Source organism: Alteromonas sp. CH_MED4-4 (assembly GCF_037029575.1).
GTDB classification, from domain to species: domain Bacteria; phylum Pseudomonadota; class Gammaproteobacteria; order Enterobacterales; family Alteromonadaceae; genus Alteromonas; species Alteromonas macleodii.
In genome coordinates this window covers 21951-43226 of record NZ_JAYMEU010000023.1, presented here as the reverse complement: position 1 = coordinate 43226, position 21276 = coordinate 21951, and the positions used below count along the sequence as shown (strand labels likewise).

At 45.3% G+C, this 21276-nt stretch carries 14 protein-coding genes; 4 read left to right on the top strand and 10 right to left on the bottom strand.

Annotated features, from left to right (window positions below):
- Positions 1-92 precede the first annotated feature (92 nt).
- Positions 93-944 carry an energy transducer TonB gene (locus WA381_RS15165; RefSeq protein WP_156086778.1) on the bottom strand — a complete coding sequence of 284 codons (852 nt, stop codon included), beginning with the start codon at positions 942-944 and terminating at the stop codon, positions 93-95.
- A 552-nt stretch (positions 945-1496) separates the two neighbouring features.
- Here WA381_RS15165 and WA381_RS15160 point away from each other — a divergent pair.
- Both WA381_RS15160 and WA381_RS15155 read left to right on the top strand, forming a co-directional pair.
- The gene (locus WA381_RS15160; protein ID WP_231506550.1) at positions 1497-1637 is read left to right on the top strand and encodes a YgjP-like metallopeptidase domain-containing protein; all 141 of its coding nucleotides are present in this window, start codon (positions 1497-1499) and stop codon (positions 1635-1637) included.
- Between the two features lie 13 nt (positions 1638-1650).
- Positions 1651-3456, top strand: a complete 1806-nt coding sequence (locus tag WA381_RS15155) for a P-loop NTPase fold protein (RefSeq protein WP_156086779.1) — start codon at positions 1651-1653, stop codon at positions 3454-3456.
- Positions 3457-3667: 211 nt separating this feature from the next.
- Here WA381_RS15155 and gcvP read toward each other — a convergent pair whose 3' ends face one another.
- The 9 genes from gcvP to WA381_RS15110 all read right to left on the bottom strand — a co-directional run bounded on the left by gcvP (position 3668) and on the right by WA381_RS15110 (position 18440).
- Positions 3668-6565, bottom strand: a complete 2898-nt coding sequence (gene gcvP / locus WA381_RS15150; protein ID WP_156086780.1) for an aminomethyl-transferring glycine dehydrogenase — start codon at positions 6563-6565, stop codon at positions 3668-3670.
- Positions 6566-6686: 121 nt separating this feature from the next.
- Positions 6687-7076 carry a glycine cleavage system protein GcvH gene (gene gcvH, locus WA381_RS15145; RefSeq protein ID WP_014950360.1) on the bottom strand — a complete coding sequence of 130 codons (390 nt, stop codon included), beginning with the start codon at positions 7074-7076 and terminating at the stop codon, positions 6687-6689.
- Between the two features lie 49 nt (positions 7077-7125).
- Positions 7126-8205: a glycine cleavage system aminomethyltransferase GcvT gene (gene gcvT, locus WA381_RS15140; protein ID WP_156086781.1), complete on the bottom strand. Its 1080-nt coding sequence runs from the start codon at positions 8203-8205 to the stop codon at positions 7126-7128.
- 328 nt (positions 8206-8533) lie between these two features.
- Positions 8534-9886: a sugar MFS transporter gene (locus tag WA381_RS15135; protein WP_156086782.1), complete on the bottom strand. Its 1353-nt coding sequence runs from the start codon at positions 9884-9886 to the stop codon at positions 8534-8536.
- 30 nt (positions 9887-9916) lie between these two features.
- Positions 9917-11068, bottom strand: coding sequence for an N-acetylglucosamine-6-phosphate deacetylase (gene nagA / locus WA381_RS15130; protein WP_156086783.1), 1152 nt, complete (start codon positions 11066-11068; stop codon positions 9917-9919).
- Positions 11065-12063, bottom strand: a complete 999-nt coding sequence (gene nagB-II, locus WA381_RS15125; protein ID WP_156078716.1) for a glucosamine-6-phosphate deaminase NagB-II — start codon at positions 12061-12063, stop codon at positions 11065-11067. The genes nagA and nagB-II overlap by 4 nt, the downstream gene beginning before the upstream one ends.
- Positions 12060-12965, bottom strand: a complete 906-nt coding sequence (locus tag WA381_RS15120) for a BadF/BadG/BcrA/BcrD ATPase family protein (protein WP_156078717.1) — start codon at positions 12963-12965, stop codon at positions 12060-12062. The genes nagB-II and WA381_RS15120 overlap by 4 nt, the downstream gene beginning before the upstream one ends.
- 85 nt (positions 12966-13050) lie before the next feature.
- Positions 13051-15612, bottom strand: coding sequence for a family 20 glycosylhydrolase (locus WA381_RS15115; protein WP_336132204.1), 2562 nt, complete (start codon positions 15610-15612; stop codon positions 13051-13053).
- 101 nt (positions 15613-15713) lie between these two features.
- A complete protein-coding gene (locus tag WA381_RS15110) occupies positions 15714-18440 on the bottom strand; it encodes a TonB-dependent receptor (RefSeq protein ID WP_069944734.1) in 2727 nt (908 codons plus the stop codon).
- A gap of 219 nt (positions 18441-18659) precedes the next feature.
- Here WA381_RS15110 and WA381_RS15105 point away from each other — a divergent pair, with 219 nt between their 5' ends.
- Together WA381_RS15105 and WA381_RS15100 are read left to right on the top strand one after the other, a co-directional pair.
- On the top strand, positions 18660-19685 hold the full coding sequence (locus WA381_RS15105) for a LacI family DNA-binding transcriptional regulator (RefSeq protein ID WP_081106107.1): 1026 nt from the start codon (positions 18660-18662) through the stop codon (positions 19683-19685).
- Positions 19685-21235: a tryptophan halogenase family protein gene (locus WA381_RS15100; protein ID WP_156086785.1), complete on the top strand. Its 1551-nt coding sequence runs from the start codon at positions 19685-19687 to the stop codon at positions 21233-21235. Before WA381_RS15105 ends, WA381_RS15100 begins: the two co-directional genes overlap by 1 nt.
- Positions 21236-21276 lie beyond the last annotated feature (41 nt).

The window sequence follows — 21276 nt, the reverse complement described above, 5'->3', positions numbered from 1 at the left end:
AACACTCATCTACCTGACCAAACATGAACTGTCCGAATTTTGATTATACTCGTAATTTGGGAAGTTACTTTTTTCGAAAAATATCTAGTCTACTAATTAGCTTTGTAGACAACCATTGCTTGCCACCGGGTGTTGCTTACATTCAATAAATAGCCAGGTTTAATCGGTTCTTTGGATAAGTAGTTGTTGATAACGTCTACAGTCGAAGCTCCAAAATTACTACCAGTACTTTGTGCGATCGTCTGAAACGCAGTAGCTTTACCGGTTTGGTCAATTTCGAACGAGACTTTGATAAACCCGCTTACCCCATTGTTAGCCTCTTTTGCTGGATAGAAGGCGCTATCACTTTTTACTGTGATTATTATGGTTTGATTTAGAGAATCGGATAAGTGTACTAGTTCGCTAGTTAAATTCTCAAGGTCTAATGACTCTGATTCCTCGGTTTCAAGTTTACCTGTCAGATTTTCAATCCGACGCTTAGCTAGTGTAATGCGAGTGCGCATTCGTATTTTATACTTTTCTATCTCATCATTCTGTTTTTCTAACGTATTCGAAAGCTGCTTATTTTTTTCTTCAGCTTCACTAAGTTTAATTTTTTCTAGTTTCAACTCAGCTTGCTGAATTTTTATGTTCTTTTCTGTCAACTCATCATTTTTTTGTGAAATTAAAACATCTTTTGCGACAATCGGCTCAACGAAGTGCAAAGAGAAAGTAATGATTCCACCAGCAGCAATTGCAACAGCAACGAAAAACTGAGCACTTCTGCTCATCAACCCCCTGTAGTTGTTTTGGGCTATACCCTGTCGTACTACATCAATCTCTTTTTCTAATTCGTCAATTACCTCATCAAGCTCGGCTTTCTCTTTATTCCCGTTGATAGCTCTGAGCTTTTGGCGAAGCTCAGAGCTTAACCTTGATAACTTATCTAGATTCGTTTCTTTCACTAATTGCTTTTTCCCTTAAATGTTTTGGCGCTTCGGAATATTATATATATTAGCTTCAAGTTACTAATCGGATTAAGCTCCATCACAACATTGACTTATCAAATTTTTTTGTATGTAGAGTACGAGGAAAAATGAGTGAAGTCACATCTGATATTCTTTCATTGGTATTATTGAAGTGGATATAGAAGTTCATCGCCGTGATATTTAAAACATACACCTAAACGTTTTGCCGCCAAATGGTAATGTAAGACTATAGGTTCCGAAAAACACCTCTGAACACTCGATAAGAATAGCAATCGTTCACAAATTGAGGTTGGAGCAGGCACGTCTATAGAAGATAAACTGAAGCTGTTGAATAGCTTCTAACGTATCGAACTTCAACAATTAGATAAACACCTGCCGTATTGGAAAGCAAAGTAAGGTATAAAAGCTTACACTATTAGCATAAGAAAAATGAAAACCAAATGGGGGGAACTGAAACATAGACACGAAACCCATACTAATAAATCTTGAGCTAGCTAAAAACCTGTTGAATGTTTGGAGTTTATTCTTGTGCACAAACTATTGCATTTGCTCGAAAGACATCATAACAAGAGGTTTGTTGCATTGGTGAACAAACACCTCCCCGACTGGCGTGAACAACGAAATCTTCTGAACAGTTTGCCGTTGGCTTATGAAGATTGGAGTTATTGAACAAGGAGTTTGAGTGAACACTAAAGAACTTACAAATGTTGTATTAAAATACTGTAAGAATGAATCTCCGGGCTATGCGATTATGATCGATGGTCCATGGGGTATAGGAAAGACTCATTTTATAAAAGAGCTATTGGTCGAAAACAAAAAGTTAAAAGCGATACACGTTTCTCTGTATGGTGCGGCATCAACCTCGCAAATAGACGACAGCATCTTCGCAGCTTTAGTTGGCTGTGCTGATGTTTCAGACAGTGAAATCAAAAAGGCCGGAGACTTTCTAGGTAAGATGTTTTCAGCTTTTGGTGACAAAACTGAGGGATCAGCTGTTGGTGCAATAGCATCAATTTCAGGGGAAGCCCTAAAAAAAAGAACACTAAAAAGCCTTACCTCAAACACAGTTCTTATTTTCGATGATTTTGAACGTAGCAAGTTATCTCAAAGCGAAACACTGTCAAAGATAAATGAATTCGTTGAACATCAAAAATTAAAAGCAATAATACTTTGCGACGAACGTGCAGTTATAGACAAAGAGTACCATCAGGCCAAAGAAAAAGTCATTCTTCACACAAATGGTTTTGAAAGAACTCCAGAAGAAATAGCTTCTATATGCTTTAAAGCTAAAGGCTGCTCAAAAGCAGATGAAATCACTGTATACAAATCAGAGTTCATAAGAATAGTAGAACAGTTTAACCTTACAAATATAAGAACACTAAAACATGGATTGGAGTGCTTCCTAGATATTTCCAGTGCTATTCAAGAAATAGACCTGAAGTACCAAAGCTCTCCCGTTCTCTCAGATATTTTATTCTCGACAATTGTTTTGTCTGCTGGTTATAGAGATTACAGCGTCCCTGTTGGGGAGCTAAAAAAAACTGTACAAAATTACAGCAAAATGGCTGTTGCTTATCATATGAAAGAACGGGAAGAAGCGGCCGATGAAACAAATTGGGAGAGGTTTTATACGAATATCTTAGCAAAATGTAGTCGCAGTGTAGAGTTTCATTCAGTTTTCGAATTGGTTTGTAGAGGGCATTTAAACAAACCTTTGATTGCGAAAGATTTAGAAAGCTGGGAAGGGAGAGCTGCTCGCCCTGATTCGCCCATAACAAATTTTAGGATTGATGAACCTATCGATAATGAAGAGTTCAACAGCCACATCGAAACTGCATTAGATATACTTAACAGCCTGACTTATGAATTTTATAGCACCGCTGAGCTTTACAGCTTTTGTAACAGTTTATATTTCATCTACTATCACAAGGGTTTTAGTTTTGAAGGTGACTTTGGTAAAAAATTAAAAAAATTTGCTAAGCTTGCCGCTCCTAACTGTCAAAATCATACCGAACCCAGCGCTTTCGGATGCAGGGATGCCAATGATAAAGTTATGAAAAGTATTTTTTCTATTTTAGATAGATCGTCAAAAAAACTGGGGGAAGCTCAGCTTATTGAAAAAACTCGTAACAGACTGCTTAATGACTTAGAAAAAGGCGGGTTAGGGCGTATTGTAGACTCAGGTGATAATGGCTTATCAAAAAGTGTAATGAACTGCCATTTTATCTCTTCGCTAAAAAACATGTTGGAAGAGTTAGATAATACTTCCCTAAGAGCGTTGGTAATATTCATAAAAGGACGTTTCGCAAGACACTCTGACTATGAAACATTCAAAGACGAGTTAAGCCCCCTTGCAGAATTCAGTAAATACCTCGAAAAATACTTAAAAGATAGTGATGAAAGTCTTTCAACTATGATGATTAACATGTTATCAGATGTTGTAAGTAAAGTTGTTTCAAAGGCTGACGAAATGGGGTTGCTAGAATAAAACCTAGTAAGATTATAGATTGAGCCCTTCCTCTTTGGAGCCTCGATTCATCTAAAAAAGCATTCTTTATAAAATCAACATTCTTCAGACATAAAAAGCCTCTTTTAAATGAGAGGCTTTTTCAACTGTAACGAACAACGGGTAACTTCTTTAATAACGGGAAACCCATTATTCCTAACGGGTAACCTCATTATTTGTCACATCAACCACCCTACTCCTCAACATAGCTCTCAATGCTAGGGCAAGAGCAGATCAGGTTTCGGTCGCCGTAAACGTCATCAATACGGTTAACTGTTGGCCAGAACTTGTTTCTGTGTACTTCTGGCGCTGGGTACGCCGCTAGCATGCGGTCGTAGCTGCGGTTCCAGTCGCTGTCACAGATGTCAGCTAGTGTGTGCGGTGCATTGTGTAGCGGGTTGTCAGTGGCATCCCACTCGCCGCTTTCTACTTTCGCAATTTCTTGGCGAATGCTAACCATTGCATTAATGAAACGGTCTAGTTCGTACTTCGCTTCCGACTCGGTGGGCTCAATCATAAGCGTACCCGCTACTGGGAAGCTCATGGTTGGCGCGTGGAAACCGTAGTCGTTTAGGCGCTTCGCAATGTCTAGCTCGGTTACACCGCTTGCTTCTTTAAGCGGGCGAAGGTCAATAATACATTCGTGCGCTACGCGGCCATTGTTGCCTTTGTAAAGCACTGGGAAGTGCCCTTCTAGCTTCTTAGCCACGTAGTTAGCGTTAAGAATAGCTACTTCGGTTGCACGGCGTAGGCCAGCGCTACCCATCATTTTGATGTACATGTAGCTAATAGGCAGAATTGATGCACTGCCCCATGGCGCGGCCGATACTGCACCACAGTCTTTGCCTGCTGTTTCTACGTTAACAACCGTGTGGTTTGGTAGGAATGGCGCAAGGTGCGATTTAACACCAATTGGTCCCATACCTGGGCCACCGCCACCGTGAGGAATACAGAAGGTTTTGTGTAGATTAAGGTGCGACACGTCTGAACCAATGAAGCCAGGTGACGTAATGCCCACCTGCGCGTTCATGTTCGCGCCATCCATATAAACCTGACCGCCGTATTGGTGAACAATGTCACAAATTTCGCGTACGGTTTCTTCATATACACCGTGAGTTGACGGGTATGTGATCATGGCGCACGATAGGTTATCGCCCACTTCTTCCGCTTTTTTGCGAAGGTCGTTAAGGTCTACGTTACCTTTGCTATCACACGCTACAACTACCACTTTAAGGCTAACCATTTGCGCAGACGCAGGGTTAGTACCGTGGGCAGAGCTTGGAATTAGACACACGTTTCTGTGACCTTCGCCACGGCTTTCATGGTAACGCTGAATAGCCAATAGGCCTGCGTATTCACCTTGAGCACCTGAGTTAGGCTGCATTGAAAGCGCGTCGTAACCTGTTACGTTAATTAACCACTCGCTAAGCTCGGCAATCATTTCTTGATAGCCCGCTGCTTGGTCTAGTGGCGCAAACGGGTGAAGCTGACCGAATTCAGCCCATGTTACTGGGATCATTTCAGCCGTTGCGTTTAGCTTCATGGTGCACGAACCCAATGAAATCATTGAGTGGTTAAGCGCCAAGTCTTTATTTTCAAGGCTCTTGATGTAACGAAGCATCTCTGTTTCAGAGTGATACTTGTTAAACACTTCGTGCGTTAGGAAGTCGCTAGTACGTACTAAACTTTCAGGAATAGATTTTACGTCTTGCGTGGTTACTTCTGCATCCAGACCTTCCACTGTTAAGCCGTGCTCTTCACCAAGCAATACGTCGAATAGCGCAACAATGTCTTCACGTGTTGTGGTTTCGTCTAGCGATACACCTACCGCACCTTCAAGGTCAGCACGTAGGTTCATGCCTTTTGCGTAGGCTTTTGCTAGTACGTCTTCTTTGTTGTCTACCATAACGGTTAGCGTGTCGAAGTACGTGCTGTGCTTTAGAGCTACACCTTTCTGGTTCATACCAGTAGCAAGAATGTCGGCGAAGCGGTGAATGCGCTCAGCAATAGTTTTAAGGCCTTGTGGGCCGTGGTACACCGCGTAGAAGCTTGCCATATTGGCTAGCAGCACCTGCGCTGTACAAATGTTCGAGTTCGCTTTTTCGCGGCGAATGTGCTGTTCACGGGTTTGTAGCGCCATGCGAAGTGCTGGGCGACCACGAGTGTCTTTACTTACTCCGATAATACGGCCAGGTAGTGAACGCTTGTAGCTGTCGCGTGTAGCAAAGAATGCCGCATGCGGGCCACCATAGCCCATAGGTACACCAAAGCGCTGTGCACTACCAAGTGCAACGTCTGCACCTAGCTCGCCAGGCGACTTAAGCATTACTAAGCTCATTAGGTCAGCGGCTACTGCCACAATACCTTTTTTCGCCTGTACTGCAGCAATGATGTCGCTGATGTCTTTTACTTCACCGGTAGAGGTTGGGTATTGAAGTAGCGCACCGAATACGTCGTGTTCTGCTGCTTCTTCTGCCGCACCTTTGATGATTTCAAAGCCAAACATTTCAGCGCGAGTTTCAACCACGTCAACCGTTTGCGGGTGAACGTCGTTAGCAATAAAGAACGCATTCGCTTTTTTGTTCTTAGACACACGCTTAGCAAGGCCCATGGCTTCTGCTGCCGCTGTACCTTCATCAAGTAGTGACGCAGATGCTAGCTCTAGGCCAGTTAGGTCAATGGTTACTTGTTGGAAGTTAAGAATGGCTTCCAAACGACCCTGGGCAATTTCTGGCTGGTAAGGCGTGTACGCTGTGTACCAACCTGGATTTTCTAGCACGTTGCGAAGAATAACGTTTGGTACGTGTGTATCGTAGTAACCCATACCAATGAAAGAACGGTTAATTTTGTTCTTTTGTGCAACGGCTTTAAGTTCACTTAATGCTTCAACTTCTGTCGCCCCTTCACCACATTTTAGTGGCTCTGGTAGCGCAATACCTGCCGGTACAGTTTGCTCAATTAAATCGTCTAGTGAGCTTGCACCAATAGCAGACAGCATTTCTTCAATTTCGCCTTTACCCGGGCCAATGTGACGGCGGATAAATGTATCTTTTTGCTCTAGTTGAGCCAATGTAGGGGAAGTATTCGACATAACGTTGTTAAGCACTCGTAATGGTTGCCGCAAGGGCGCGTTAAATCTTTAAGTTAAAAAGGGGCTGAATTATCTTCATGCCCCTTTTCAAATTATGGTTCTTTTAAAACTGCGTAACGAATTACTCTTCGTCGATGCTGTTTTCGTAGCCTTCAGCGTCTAGTAGACCTTCTACTTCTGCCGCATCGTCAGCTTTAATTTTGAATAGCCAACCGTCGCCGTACGGGTCAGAGTTAACTAGTTCTGGTGAATCTTCTAGGTCTTCGTTAATCGCTACAATTTCACCTGAAATTGGCGCGTAAACGTCAGACGCTGCTTTTACCGATTCAGCAACACATACGTCGTCGCCAGTGCTTACTGCGTCGCCAACATCTGGCAAATCAACGAAAACCATGTCGCCAAGTAAGCCTTGTGCGTGCTCAGAAATACCTACAGTGAAAACACCGTCACCTTCAGGGCGAACCCATTCGTGCGTAGCGGCATAGCGTAAATCAGTTGGGATGTTGCTCATAATCGTTCCTGTTATTCTCTGTTAACTTGGGGCCTAGTAGCTATTGGCCCTACAAAACACTTTTTCCATTGCGAACAAAGGAGGGCTTAACCACTTTTACTGTAACCCACTTTTTGCGCATTTCCACTTCTACTGTTTCACCAACATCACTTGGTACTCGTGCCATCGCAATCGAGTGACCTAGAGTTGGAGAGAACGTACCTGAAGTGATAACGCCTTCGCCGCTTTCTGTTTTCACTTTAAGACCGTGACGCAGCACGCCTTTTTCAGTCATCACCAAGCCTACTAGCTTGTCGGTACCCGCTTCGCGCTGCGCTTCTAGTGCTTTACGCCCTACGAAATCACGATCAGCTGGTTCCCATGTAATTGTCCAGCCCATGTTTGCGGCTAGTGGTGATACGGTTTCATCCATATCTTGGCCGTATAGGTTCATGCCTGCTTCTAGGCGAAGGGTGTCGCGAGCACCTAGGCCGCATGGCTTAACACCCGCGTCTAGTAGTGCTTGCCAGAAGCTTTCCGCTTGCTCAGCTGGCACCATAATTTCGTAGCCTGCTTCACCGGTGTAACCTGTAGTAGCGATGAACAAGTCTTCTGCTTGTACACCGAAGAACGGCTTCATGCCCGCTACCGCTTCTTTTTGCGCTGCGCTGAACAAGGTGGCTGCTTTTTCTTTTGCGTTAGGGCCTTGTACGGCAATCATGGCAAATTCAGGGCGCTCGGTGATGGTTACGTCAAAGCCTTCTGCTTTGCTCATTAACCAGTTCATGTCTTTTTCGCGCGTTGCTGAGTTAACTACTAGGCGATAGTTAGATTCGTCGAAGTGATAAACGATAAGGTCGTCTACAACACCGCCTTCTTCGTTAAGCATGCCGCTGTATAGCGCTTTGCCTTTGTCTTTTAGTTTTGCCACGTCGTTGGCTAAAAGATACTGAAGATACGCTTTGGCTTGCGCGCCTTTTACGTCAACAATGGTCATGTGAGACACATCAAACATACCGGCGTCTTGACGCACAGCGTGATGCTCTTCAATTTGTGAACCATAGTTAATTGGCATATCCCAGCCGAAGAAATCGACCATTTTCGCACCGGCTTCTAGGTGCTTTGCGTGTAGGGCGGTGGTACTAGACATTCCACTTACTCTTTTTAATTTGAAAGGTAGAAAACGAAATTGAGTATAGTGAGCTAACGTTTATGCAACAAATTGGAAATTTTTATCAATACATTTAAAAAGCAAATGTATTAAACACTGAACATCAGAAATACAAATATTCATTATAAGTTAGGGGTTAACCAGAATTCGACAAACTACCCCAGCTACCTGTCTCTTCAACCGAGACAGCACCGAATTTAATCCGGCAGCAGCATTAATGCAGCTACACCGACCAACAAAAAAATGCGCTAAAAAGCGCATTTCTTTAAACAGTTGAACCGTGAGCCACACGGCAAAACACTGGTATTTACCAGCGTTGTTTTTTACAGCCCAATACGGCGTAGTAAGCAATAAAGCAGTAGCAAGGTAGCATGATCGCGTAGGCACTTTGACCACCTACTAGCTCACTAGCTGCGCCGTAAACCATGGGCAAAATAGCACCACCTGCAATACCCATAATAAGTAGTGCCGAACCTTGCGCAGTGTATTTACCTAAATTATTTAGCGCCAGCGGCCAAATTGCAGGCCACACCATGGCATTTGCCAAGCCAAGAAGCGCAATACAGGTCACGCTGTTAGGCAAGAAGGGAAGCGATTGCACGCCCGTCCATCCCCACAGCACTTCAGAGATCCCAGTATCAGTGTTTGAGCTCATTAGAATGCTTGTGGTAAAAACTAAGCCCAATACCGCAGAGCTTAGTAGCGCCGTTTGCTGAGAAATAAATCGAGGAATACAAATAAGGCCTACTGCGTATCCAATAACCATAGCAATCATGGTAAATGACGTTAGCGTGGTCGCGTTTTCTACGCCAATTGAAGAGCCATACAACCCAATGGTGTCGCCAGCGATAACTTCTACCCCAACATAGAAGAACAGGCTTATTGCGCCCAAGACTAAGTGTGGGAAGTGTAGGATCTTTTTATCTTTGCTTGAGGAAAGCGGTGTTTTCACTGTTTCGTCTTCAGCTTGCTCGTCATTAATGGCTGGTAATGCAAGGCGCATAAATACCAGTGCTAGTACGCCCAATGCGATGGCCATTGCAACATAAGGCTGAATAAGTGAGACAGACATATCATTAATTAGCGTGGCTTTTACGTCTTGTGGCATGGCGTTTAACGACTCTTGATTTACGTCAGGCAAACCACTTAACACTAAACTAGTAAAAACAATAGGAGCCAGCACGCCAGCCGCTTTATTTAGAAGACCCATAAAAGCAATGCGAGCGGCAGCGCTTTCTTCGTTACCTAGGCGAACAATGAACGGGTTTGATGCTGTTTGAAGTATGGTCAAACCGCTACCTACCACAAATTGTGCCAGCAAAAACACGGGGAACATGGCGCTAAGTGCGGCAGGTACAAACAACAAACATCCCACGGCGATAATGCTAAGCCCTAGGCTCATGCCCTTCTGGTAGCCTGTTTTTTCGAGGATCTTTGCCATGGGTAGCGCCATGACGACATAAGCGATGTAAAAACAAAAGGCGATAAGCAACGCTTGCATTTCGGTTAGCTCGCACACCATTTGCAAGAACGGAATTAATGCGCCGTTTAGCCATGTAATGAAGCCAAAAATGAAAAACAGTAACCCGATACTTAGAATAGGTACAAAGCGCCCCATTCCTGTTGCGTTGGGTACTTGCGACTGAGCTTGTGTTGTCATAGCAAAGATCTCTTATTTATTATTATATTGTTAGTTAGCGCAAAGGCGTTTAATTCCGTTTTGCCACACTTCTAACAGAGTATTGTCGTTGTTTATCACTAAAAAGTTAGCGCGCTTTCCTACCGCTATTTCACCTACCCTATCATGTATTTTGGTGAAGCGTGCTGGCGTTGCGCTTGCCATGGTACTGGCATGTTCTAGTGCAATATTGATGTCGTTAATGCTATTCGTTACTGCGCCGTGCATATCTAAACAGCTACCGGCTAACGTGCCGTCCGGCGTGGTTAACTTGTTACCTTGGCGCGTGATATAAGTATCGAAGAACGCGATGGTATCGTCGCTTGCGCCCACGTGGGCCATGGCGTCAGTCACTAGCATTAGCTGATGCGGCCCTTTCACCTTATAAGCCAACTCTACCGCTTTCGGGTGAATGTGATGATGGTCCACAATTATCCCGCACACGCTGTTGTTAAGTAGCGCCGCCCCCACCATTCCAGGCTCTCTGGAAGTCAGTGGCGACATGGCGTTATAAAGGTGGGTAAAGCCTGATGCCCCAGCGTCCAATGCATTCTGCACGGTTTCAAAAGGTGCGTTTGAATGCCCTAAAGCAACAATAACTCCTTGCCCCACCAAATCTCGGATGATGTCGCAAGGCACGTTTTCAGGCGCAACGGTGATAAGGACTTGTCCAATATCTCTTCGGGTATAGGTTGCCAGTTCACGATCTGAAAGTGCGCGAATATAGCGCGGCAAGTGCACGCCTTTTTTCTCAACAGAAAGGTGCGGCCCTTCAAAATGAACCCCCTCAACGCTGGGATGCGCCTGTGCAATGGCCTCGCTTACCGCGTCTGCCGCTTGCTCTATGGTGTCTATATCGTCGGTAATAAGCGTTGGGAACAATGTAGTGGTGCCGTATTTCAAGTGCGCTTCGGCCATCGCGTTTATGCTTTCAATCGTGGGAGCATGATTAAACATTGCGCCCCCACCACCATTTACCTGCGTGTCGATGTAGCCTGGAATAACTGCACCGCGTATGCGCTCGTTGATTGTCGCCGTTGCGTCTTTTTTGAAGTAAGAAAGAGGTGCAATGTCAGCTATCACACCCTTTTCAATGCTTAGCACCTGATTATGCTGCCAGGCACCGTTCATCAGTACCTTTTCAGCCAGAATAATGGTCTTCATTGGGTTTTCGTTACCTTGTTTAATCCGGGTGGCGTATCTGGGTTCAAACCTAATTCAACGGCAATTTTCTCTATATCCAGATAGAAGCGTTGCATTAGTAAAAGTGCGTCCAGCCTTGGGTGTGAAGACGTTACTCCGCCTTGCAGATCTATACACTCACCGCCACGGGATCTAACATCTTGCACCATGTTTTGATGAAAAGGTGCGCTCTCATCTTCTATATTTAACGAAATAAGCTTCAGCTTTTTCTCAACTAACGTCACTGGGCCATGGATGAACTCTGCACTGCTAAACGCTTCGGCATGTATACCCAATACTTCTTTTAATTTAAGCGCTACTTCTCGCCCAACCGCATAGCCAAAGCCACGCCCTAAAACAATGGTGTTTCGCGTATTTTCTAAATGGGCTTTTGTTAGCTGAGACGGCGCATTGATCACTGCCTCTAGCTGCGAAGGCATGGCTTTTAGCGCATTAAATAGCGAGATATTTTCGCTCCAACGAGCACACAAATGAAGAAGCGCCGACAGGGTTGCTAAAAAACTCTTAGTAGCCGCAACCGCCTTTTCTTCCCCGGCAGATAAAGGAATAACGGCATCAGCCAGCTCGGCTAATGGCGACGTTTCATCGTTCACGAAGGCAACCGTAAACGCCCCGCCGTTTTTGGCCGACTCGGTTTGTTTTAGTATGTCTGGGCTGCGACCAGATTGAGAGATAATAAAGGCTACCGCCCCCTTCAAATTCAATTGGCGTTTGAATATGCCTGCTATTGAAAGGGCGGCACTGCACACTGGAATACCCATTTCGGTTTCAAATAGATATTTTCCAAACACGCCGGCATGATCTGACGAGCCGCGACCAATGATGTAAATTAAGTTAGGGTTTAATTGCTGTAACCTAACCGCTAACTGACTGATCGCTTCATCATTCTTATCTAACTGCTGTGCAATAACTGACGGAAACTCTCTGGCTTCTTTTGCCATTATAGATAAACTCATTTCTCACCTTCTTTGTGATTAAACGCGGCTTTTGCATGATAAATAGCACCTTGTTGCGGCGTAGCTTTGCAGGGTACTAAACGCGCTTTGATGGATTCTGAAAAATAGGCTGAATAAACATTGCTAAGCCCACCTATCATGGCTAAACAATGGTTGTGATCTGCAAGAAGTCGCTTTGCCATACGCTCAATGTAAACGGCACCCTCTTCAAAAAGTGCGGTAACCTTGTTTTGCTTTGTGTATAGCAAAGGCAGCATACGTTCTACCAAGGCGGCATAGTGATGGGTGTTAAATTCCGCACATTTCGCTACGATTTCTTGGGTACATGATGATTGCAGGGCGTTACACACTTCTGCTGCAAGTTCATCCTTTTCTTCCAACTCATCTAAACACAATAGCGTGTGCTGCACTGCCTTTAAGCCTAGCCAAGCCCCACTGGCTTTGTCGCCGATAGGAAAACCGTGCCCACCAACATCTTGAAAAGATTCACCTTGCCACATGGTGCCCGATGAACCCGTACCAATAATTATCGCTGCTCCCGGGTTTCCGTTATGTGCTCCAACGCATGCGGCGTGTAAATCGCTTAACACGTGTAGCGAATGAAACGGGTGCTGCCATTGTTCAAACTGTTGCTTCGCAGACTCAATGTTCGCGCCAGCTAGACCGGCGCCTACCACGCACCGCGACAGCGAAATTTGCTCAGTTGTGTTGGCGTTCCCTGCATTCGAAATAGCGATATTAATCGCATCTACTATCGACGCTTTAGCTAAATCGCTATTGCGCATAATATTGGCGGGGCCACTTACGCCCTCACCCAAGACATTTCCGTCAACGTCTTCTAATCGTGCTCGGCACTTGGTGCCACCACCGTCTATGCCAATAAAAAATAAATCAGAGCTCATTTAAACATCTCAGTATAGATAAATGCATAGATGCACTTGGTAAAAACATGACAACGCTGTCATTTTGACCAATAAAAACAGGCGCTTACAGCTGCACCTGTCGACTCATTTGCTGTGTTCCCGCAATTCTAGCGCGAACAGTTGCGTTCCCCTTCACTTCAACAGGAGCGGTAAAGGTTTCCCACTTATTATCTGAAGTTAAGTACTCCATCGTAAGGCCAGACACTGGCTTTATATGTAACTTACCATTGTTAATTACCGCTGCTGGCGTAGGTACACGCACATTCACTCCCTGCTGCACTAGCGCGGGTGCATGGCGGTTGAATAACGCTAACTCAAACGCTTGCCAGTCGCTTGCCTGCTGGTTTACTAAACCGCCTTTTTTATGAATTGCTTTCGCGTTTTGTTGCCATGGAGCGTAGTGCCAAGCCCGTTCAGCCAAGGCCAATAGTCGGGGAAACACCATATATTCCACGGCGTCTTGATTCACGGTGACTTCCGACCATAGCTGCCCCTGAATACCGATTACTGATGATGTGTCGGCCTCAGCAGAACTGCTGTAACTGTGGCCCATACGGTCGGTCCATACATCGGCATGAAGCGGCAGCTGTTCGGGCATAAACGAAAATACTTTTTCCGTATCGGTTGCCCGTGAGCCCCAGTAATAGCCAGGCTCATAAGGATTGCTTTGGTAAGGAAAGTCAAAATAAAGCACGTCTGGAAACGAAAGTACTACCGGAATATTTTCCTTGGCGAAATGCGATACTGTTTTCTCTCCACCCGCAGCAAGAAGATGCCAAACGTTGGTATAAGCGCTGCTGTTATCCAGTGTATTTACGGCTTTTTCCATGCCATCGCTCCAGCCACCAATTGCTATATTGTGCTTTTGCGCAATTTTCTGCACTTCGGTAACAAACGCTGGCAGTATTTCATCTGCTTTTTGACCTTTAGCAGCGCACACAGGGGATTTCACCCAAGCACCGGCGGTTTCATCGGCGCCAACATGGAAGTGCGTCAGCGGAACGTTGGCCTTTTCATGCAGTGATTTCACAGCAGTAAGTACGGTTTCGATAAAATGATAGCTGCTATCTAAACAGGGGTTTATGGTGTTATCTGAATAGAATTGAACGCTTTCATATTGGGTTTTATCTTCTTTATCTACCAATAAAAACTCATTTGCAGCATCTAAGTCACCCTCTGCCATAAGCCGCTTGTAGCGCGCATTCATAGCAACAATTGCTGCGCGGGCATGGCCAGGCATATCAAGCGACGGAATAACTTCAATGCCGCGCGCATGCGCCATTGTTAAAATTTCAATGTAATCTTGCTGCGTAAGAAAGCCGTTACCTGTAGCACTTTTAAAAGGTCCGCTTCCCAGCTGAGGCAGCAAGCACTGTGTTTCAGACAAATCGTGGCATCGAAACGCACCAATTTTGGTAAGTTCGGGCAATGCATCGATAGCTAATCTCCAGCCCTCGTCATCACTTAGGTGAAGGTGTAGCTTATTGAGCTTATAGGTAAACATTTGGCGAACAACAGATTCAATCGCGGCTTTTCCCGGAAAGTGTCGAGCAATATCTAAGTGCATTCCGCGAAATTCGAATCGTGGCGAGTCTGCAATTTCAGTGATAGGAAAGCGGCCTTGCTGCGCATCAAATATTTGCATTAGCGTTAACAGACCGTAGTTAGCACCAATGTTATCGTTGGCAATTATCGTAGCGCTTTGCTCTGTTATGCTAAGCGCATAGCCTTCCTTCGAGTTTATTGTTGCAGCTTCATTTGCAAGGGCGTTCGCATCGTTAGCGCTGCGAATCATAACCTTAAGCGGTAAGCCTGTTTTCTGGTTTGTCAGGCCAAAATAGGCCATTTGCTCAATGGCTGGAGCAAGCATGTCTTGATCAGACTTATCTATATTAATGCCAGCGGCTGCAACAAATTTACCAGAATCATCTCTTTGAACTACGTTAGGAATAACACGATTCTGGGCATCATCTGAAATTAGCGCTGAATCGCCCTTATTGTATAAATACGCGCTGTCCATAAGCGGTGTATTGTCGTTTTCAGTACGTTTGTACTGGGCTTGTTTGCTCCATAAGCCAGTATGTTGATTGATGAGTAAATTACTTCCCGGCTCTTTCACACGGGTTGTGGAGGCCACCACCACCGCTGATAAAGCAGGGTAAGTTAAGTAATAGTTCGGCATTGCGTCCGAGCGAGAGGCGTGCCAAAAGGGCGCAGATAGCGTTATCTTAACTTGCTCACTTGCGCTCACCTTTTCTTCGAACGTTAGGTGGTGCAGGTCACCGTTTATATGCTCAATGCGAATTGCATTTTTTGAGTCATACCCGCGAATAGGCGCAATATGACTAAAGTAAAGCGACGTAGAGGCTTCAATGGGGGTTGCCATGGTTACTATCGTAAGCTCTGACGAAAAGCAGTTGCCTTTTGGAATATGTACCCGGCACAAACTATCGTCCACATTACTTAATACTTCGTAATGTATATCGAGGCTTTCTCCTAGCGCATTCAAGCTGGCTTGCTGTAGCGAAGGCGTTTCAGCCATTGCCGAGGCGCTACCCACTAGTAGTAACGATAAGCTCAGGCACGCTTTGACAAAATTCGTCGAATTGCGGATCACGTCGCACATCCTTAAATCACAATTTCAGAGTAAAACAAGGGTAAAGCAAACGCCCTACCCTATGCTAAGTGAAGATAGTGAACACACGAACTATCTTCACATACTAGCAACTAGAACTTCATGCTAGCGCCAATGAAGAAACGGCGTCCATTGGCACTTTGCGTTCCACCAAGTCGCTTACCGTCACTGCTTCGAACATAGTAGTTCTCCCAGATTTCGTCGGTAAGGTTAAGGGCTTCAGCTTTAAGTGTAATAGTTTCTGTCACGTTCCAGCTTACCTGCGCATCAAGCTGTGACTGTTCGTCGCGGTACTGATCGCCAATTTCAGCTTGGGCAATAAAGTACTCAGAGCGGTAGTTGTAGTTTAAGCGCGCGCTGTAAAGATCAGTTTCGTAGAACACACCTACGTTAAACGAGTCTTTTGACGTGTTCGGAAAGCTTACTGAGCGCGTTGCGATAGTAGCACCAATGATGTTGCCGTCATCGTCTGTAACGGCAACCGCTTCATCTACTTGTGCGTCGGCCACATCAGTGTAGGTGTAGTTAGCGTAGCCACCGAAACCGTTGTCGAACACATGCTGAATTTGCATTTCGATACCGTCGATAGAGGTTGAACCGCCATTCTCTGGCGTTCTTAGCTGATTGATTTGCTGACCATCAATTTCACGAGATACGGTTTTGGTAAAAATAAAGTCGTTAATATCTTTCTTGAACACCGTTACCGCGGCTACCGACGATTCGCTAAAGTACCATTCTGCACCCACTTCAAATTGGTTAGCAGTTAGCGGGTTAAGCTGCGGGTTACCAGCAGAGCCAGAGCTAGTTTCAGGCGTTAAGTTTACCGCAGGTGCTAATTGAAACGGTGCTGGACGAGTAAGCACGCGTGCTGCCGCCATACGTAGTAACACATCTTCAGATAAGTCGTACGACAAGTTGATGCTTGGCAGCCATTCGTTGTAACCACCGTCAAACGCTACCGCTTCGCCTGTTGTTAGGTCGTAACCGTTCGATGTTGAATCGGTCTCAACGTAACGCATACCCACATTACCTCTGAAACCATCGCCACTAAATTTCGCCATGGCGTAAAGTGCAGTAATATCTTCTTCTATCTCAAATGAAGATTCATCTAAGAATTCATTGGTACGGCGGCAAAGTATAGTAGTGTCATCAGCACATTCGGCTACGCTATATAATGCGTTGTACATGCTGTCTTTGTCAGGGAAGAAATAGCTGGCAGCCACGCCGTTGGTGTTGTCGTGAGACACGTTAATCATGTCGCCATTCCAAAACGATGACGCGGGGCCAAGGCTACCTTCACCCACCGGCGCTAAATTGGCCAAGTCAGTTCTGTAGCGAGATTGCGCAAAGCTACGATCGCGACGCTTAATACCCGTTTTGATTTCGGTTACTGCACCCCAGTCTACTGAATGCTCGTAATCAAACTGGATATAGTTTTCTTTATCTTCCGTTGCATTTAGCTGGTCGAATATTCCTCCCAACCACATTTCATCCGTTGGGTTAGCTAGCCATGGGCTTGCCGTTGTAAAATCGATATACGGGTTGTCGCCACCTGGGTTGTAAAAATCGATGGCTGCACGCGGGTCGTTTGCGCTAGCCCAAAATTCAGTAAAGAAATCTCGGTTTTCGCCTTCACCGGTAGTTGTACCTAACTGGAAGTGCAACTTGCCATCACCCATTAGGTAGTGCCCCTCAATATCTACAATCTCGGTAGACATTTCAGAACCATCGCGGAAGATGTTGTCATACGCCATAAAGCGCGCCCACTCAGGGCGGTTATCTACACCCATCATGCTAAGCGACTCTACTACGTTGTCGCTGCTCACCGTACCCGGGCTGGTGTCAGTACCCGTGTACGCCACACCGCGAAACGGAATACCAATTAAGTTAGAGTTTACGTTGTCAGCTTTAAGCGTTGACGATAAATAGTGGACAGACACATCGAAGTCGTCGGTAGGTGCCCATTGGGCAGTTACATCAAAACCAACGCGCTCACGATCTTGCTTAAACAACGCTGAGCCCATCCCCCATGGAATAGCGCCTTTTTGTGAAGCGCCAACAGGAGCTTCAATAAGTGGGTCGATACGAGGAATGCTAGGGCCGAACCAGCCGAAGTCTTCGTTAGTTTCACGCTCTACCGTTCTTTCTTGATAAGAGCCTGAGAAAAGAATACCAAAGGTTTCGTCATCGTTTTTCCAGCTGTACAAACCAGATAGCGTTGGGTCAAGTGAATCGGCGATATCACCATACTGGCCTTCTACCGAGATTTGTCCAGAATTAGCGTCAAGGTCGAACGGTTTACGTGTTTTCAGAATTACCGTTCCGCCCAATGCGCCTTCATCGATGTCTGCCTGAGACGACTTGTACACTTCTAAACCTGCAATCATTTCTGACGCTAAAATTTCGAAGTTAAAGTTACGGGTTGCGTCTGATAACACAAACCACTGACCGGTTCCCACGGCTTGACCGTTCACTAGGGTCAAGTTTTGGTCTGGCTGAACGCCGCGTATAGTTACTCCTTGCCCTTCACCAAAATCGCGGTCGATGGTAATACCCGGAACACGGGCTAGTGTTTCTGCCACGTTTTTATCGGGGAACTTACCAATGTCTTCAGCAGTGATAGCGTCAACAATGGCGTTAGAAAAACGCTTTGCATTGATGTTGGCCTTTTGGCTTCCGCGGATCCCTGTGACTTCGATGATTTCAGTTTCACCTGCTTCCTGTGCTACCGCAATAGGTGCTGAAATACTTGTTAATGCGCCCATAGCTATGGCGAGGCGAACACTTCTTGTTAGTTTATGTTGTTGGTTTTTGAACATTGTATTTACCTTCTCTCAGCCAAAAATGACAACGCTGTCATTTATTGAAATAATAAAATGACAGGCGTTGTTGTGGGGTACAGCTTTTTGATGACAACGCTGTCATTGAATGTTAACTTACATGACACAATGTAAGGCTGCAATTAATTTTTTAACAAAAAAGTAATACAAGCTTCTTAATTGTTGAAAATTAAACCAATTTTTAGAGTGAGATCGAATTTGGCTGCTACCATCAAAAGTGTTGCCGAAATGGCGGGGGTTTCGATAAAGACCGTTTCGCGCGTAATAAACAAAGAAGGCACGGTAAAACCCGACACCTTGCAACGTGTTGAAGAGGCGATAAAGGCCTTAAAGTACACGCCGAACAAGGCAGCGCGAGACTTAGCGAGCAAAGGAGCATCGGTACTGGGTTACGTATACGACAACCCCAACGCTTACTACATAATCGATATGCAAAAAGGCATATTGGATGTCTGTCGCAAAAACAATTTCGAATTGTTAATTCACCCGTGCGATGCAAGCTCTAAAAACATAGCGAAAGAACTGGTGGACATGGTAGACACTGCTCAATTGGCCGGCCTCATCCTTTCGCCTCCGCTATCAGAAATGCCAGAGGTATTATCGGAACTTGATCAAAACCAAATAAGTTATGTGCGTATTTTATCTGGAGACGGCCTCTTTCCATCGCCCCTCCCCTACGTGTTGGTGAACGACTTCAAAGCGGCATACGATATTACTGAGCACCTTATTGGCCAGGGTCACAAAAACATTGCGTTTATTGCCGGTGAAGAAATTCACAAATCCACCATTGAGCGTTTGAACGGCTACAAAGCGGCGTTAGAAAAAGCGGGTATTGCAATTGATGAGTCGTTAATTATTAAAGGCACCTACTCATTTGAAACTGGGGTTAAAAGTTCTGAAACGCTGCTTGCCATGTCGCCGCCTCCTACCGCTGTATTTGCGTGTAACGATGAGATTGCAGCGGGTACATTGTTTGGTGCACGAATGAAGGGGGTAGATGTTCCTCAAGAACTCGCAATCGCTGGGTTTGAGAACAGCCCCTTTTCCCGACAGACTTTTCCGCCGTTAACTACGGCATCTCAGCCAACTAATGAGATAGCGCAGCACGCTGCGGCGTCGTTAATTCAGTATTTACGAGCTAAGAAAGCCAAAGCTGCCCACGACAATCTTAACCATACTTTCATCCCGGAACTGGTAGTGCGCGCGTCAACCGAGAAACAGTAATGAACAAATTACCTCAAGAAATCGTGATTGTGGGTGGCGGAACAGCAGGCTGGATGACGGCGTGCTACTTAGCAAGAACCGCCGAGTTGATGGCCAATAACAATAATGTACCTGCCCCCGCCCCTAAAATAACGCTTCTTGAATCTGCGGTTATCAGCACCGTTGGCGTAGGCGAAGGTTCAACGCCTTATCTGCGCCACTTTTTTGAGTTTTTGGGAATAAATGAAAGTGAGTGGATGCTGAAGTGCAGCGCCACGTATAAGATGGGCATTAGCTTTGAGCGTTGGACTACAACGGCTGAATCAAAAACAACGCGCCCCGCGTTCACCGATTCAGACAGCTATTTTCACCCATTCTTCTCTTCTTTAGATATTCCCACCGCGGATATGTACTTCAGCGCGGTAAATGAATACAGAAAAGGCGCTTCGCACGACATTAATCCGTCGCACTACTTTACTGCTGCGCACATGGTAGAAAAAAGCATTACGCCCGACGCCATTTGTAGTTCTGCGAATATTGATTACGCCTATCATTTTGATGCAGGGCTATTGGGTGATTTCTTAAAAGAATACGCGCTAAACAAAGGGGTGTCTCATCAAATAGGCACTGTGGCAAATGTTGAAAGTCATGAGCACACTATTAACTCGCTAAAACTGGATGACGGAAATACATTAAGCGCAGACTTTTTTATTGATTGCTCGGGGTTTCGAGGGCTTCTTGGCAAACAAGCCCTGTTGCGAAAGTTTACAAGCTATGCCGACACCTTGTTTAACGATGCTGCCGTAGCTATTGCCAGCGACGCAACAGCATCACCAGAAACTGCACTACAAACTCGCTCTATTGCGCTTAGTCACGGTTGGCAGTGGCACATTCCCCTAACTAGTCGCACAGGCAACGGCTATGTGTACAGTTCACAGTTTTGCACTGAAGCCCAAGCAGAAGAAGAACTTAGACTTGCATTAGAACCAGACCAATCCCATCAGCAAGCCCGACATTTGAAAATGACCGTAGGCAGACTAGAAGAACACTGGAAAGGTAATTGTTTATGCATAGGGTTGTCTCAGGGCTTTATTGAACCATTGGAAGCCACCGCACTTATGCTGGTGCAGTACGCACTGCATCACTTTATCGATTGCTGGCAAAGTAACAATCCGCGAAGAGAGGTACGCTATAATTCTGAGATAAACCGAATGTTCGACGGCATTCGGGATTACATTGCTGCTCATTACTATTTAAATACGCGCGACGATTCTGCCTACTGGGTTGCCTGTCGCGAAGACTTAAAGGTGCCGGATACCCTTTCTTATTTGCTAAATGCGTGGGACAAAGGCGCCAGCTTTGAACAAGCGCTTAATGAAGTAGATAACAAATTGGTTTATTTGCGACCTTCGTGGTACTGCATTTTTGCGGGAATGAAGCGCTTTTCTAATAACTCAACGCCACTTGCACAGCCCAATACCCTTGCACGTCGCACTATGCAGCAATCGGTGGACGGCGCTTATCGAGCAAAACAACCCCAACTAGGTTCGATTGAACGCACAAACATATAAAATTACGCCTTTCGCCCGCTTACATTTAAAAATATAATAAA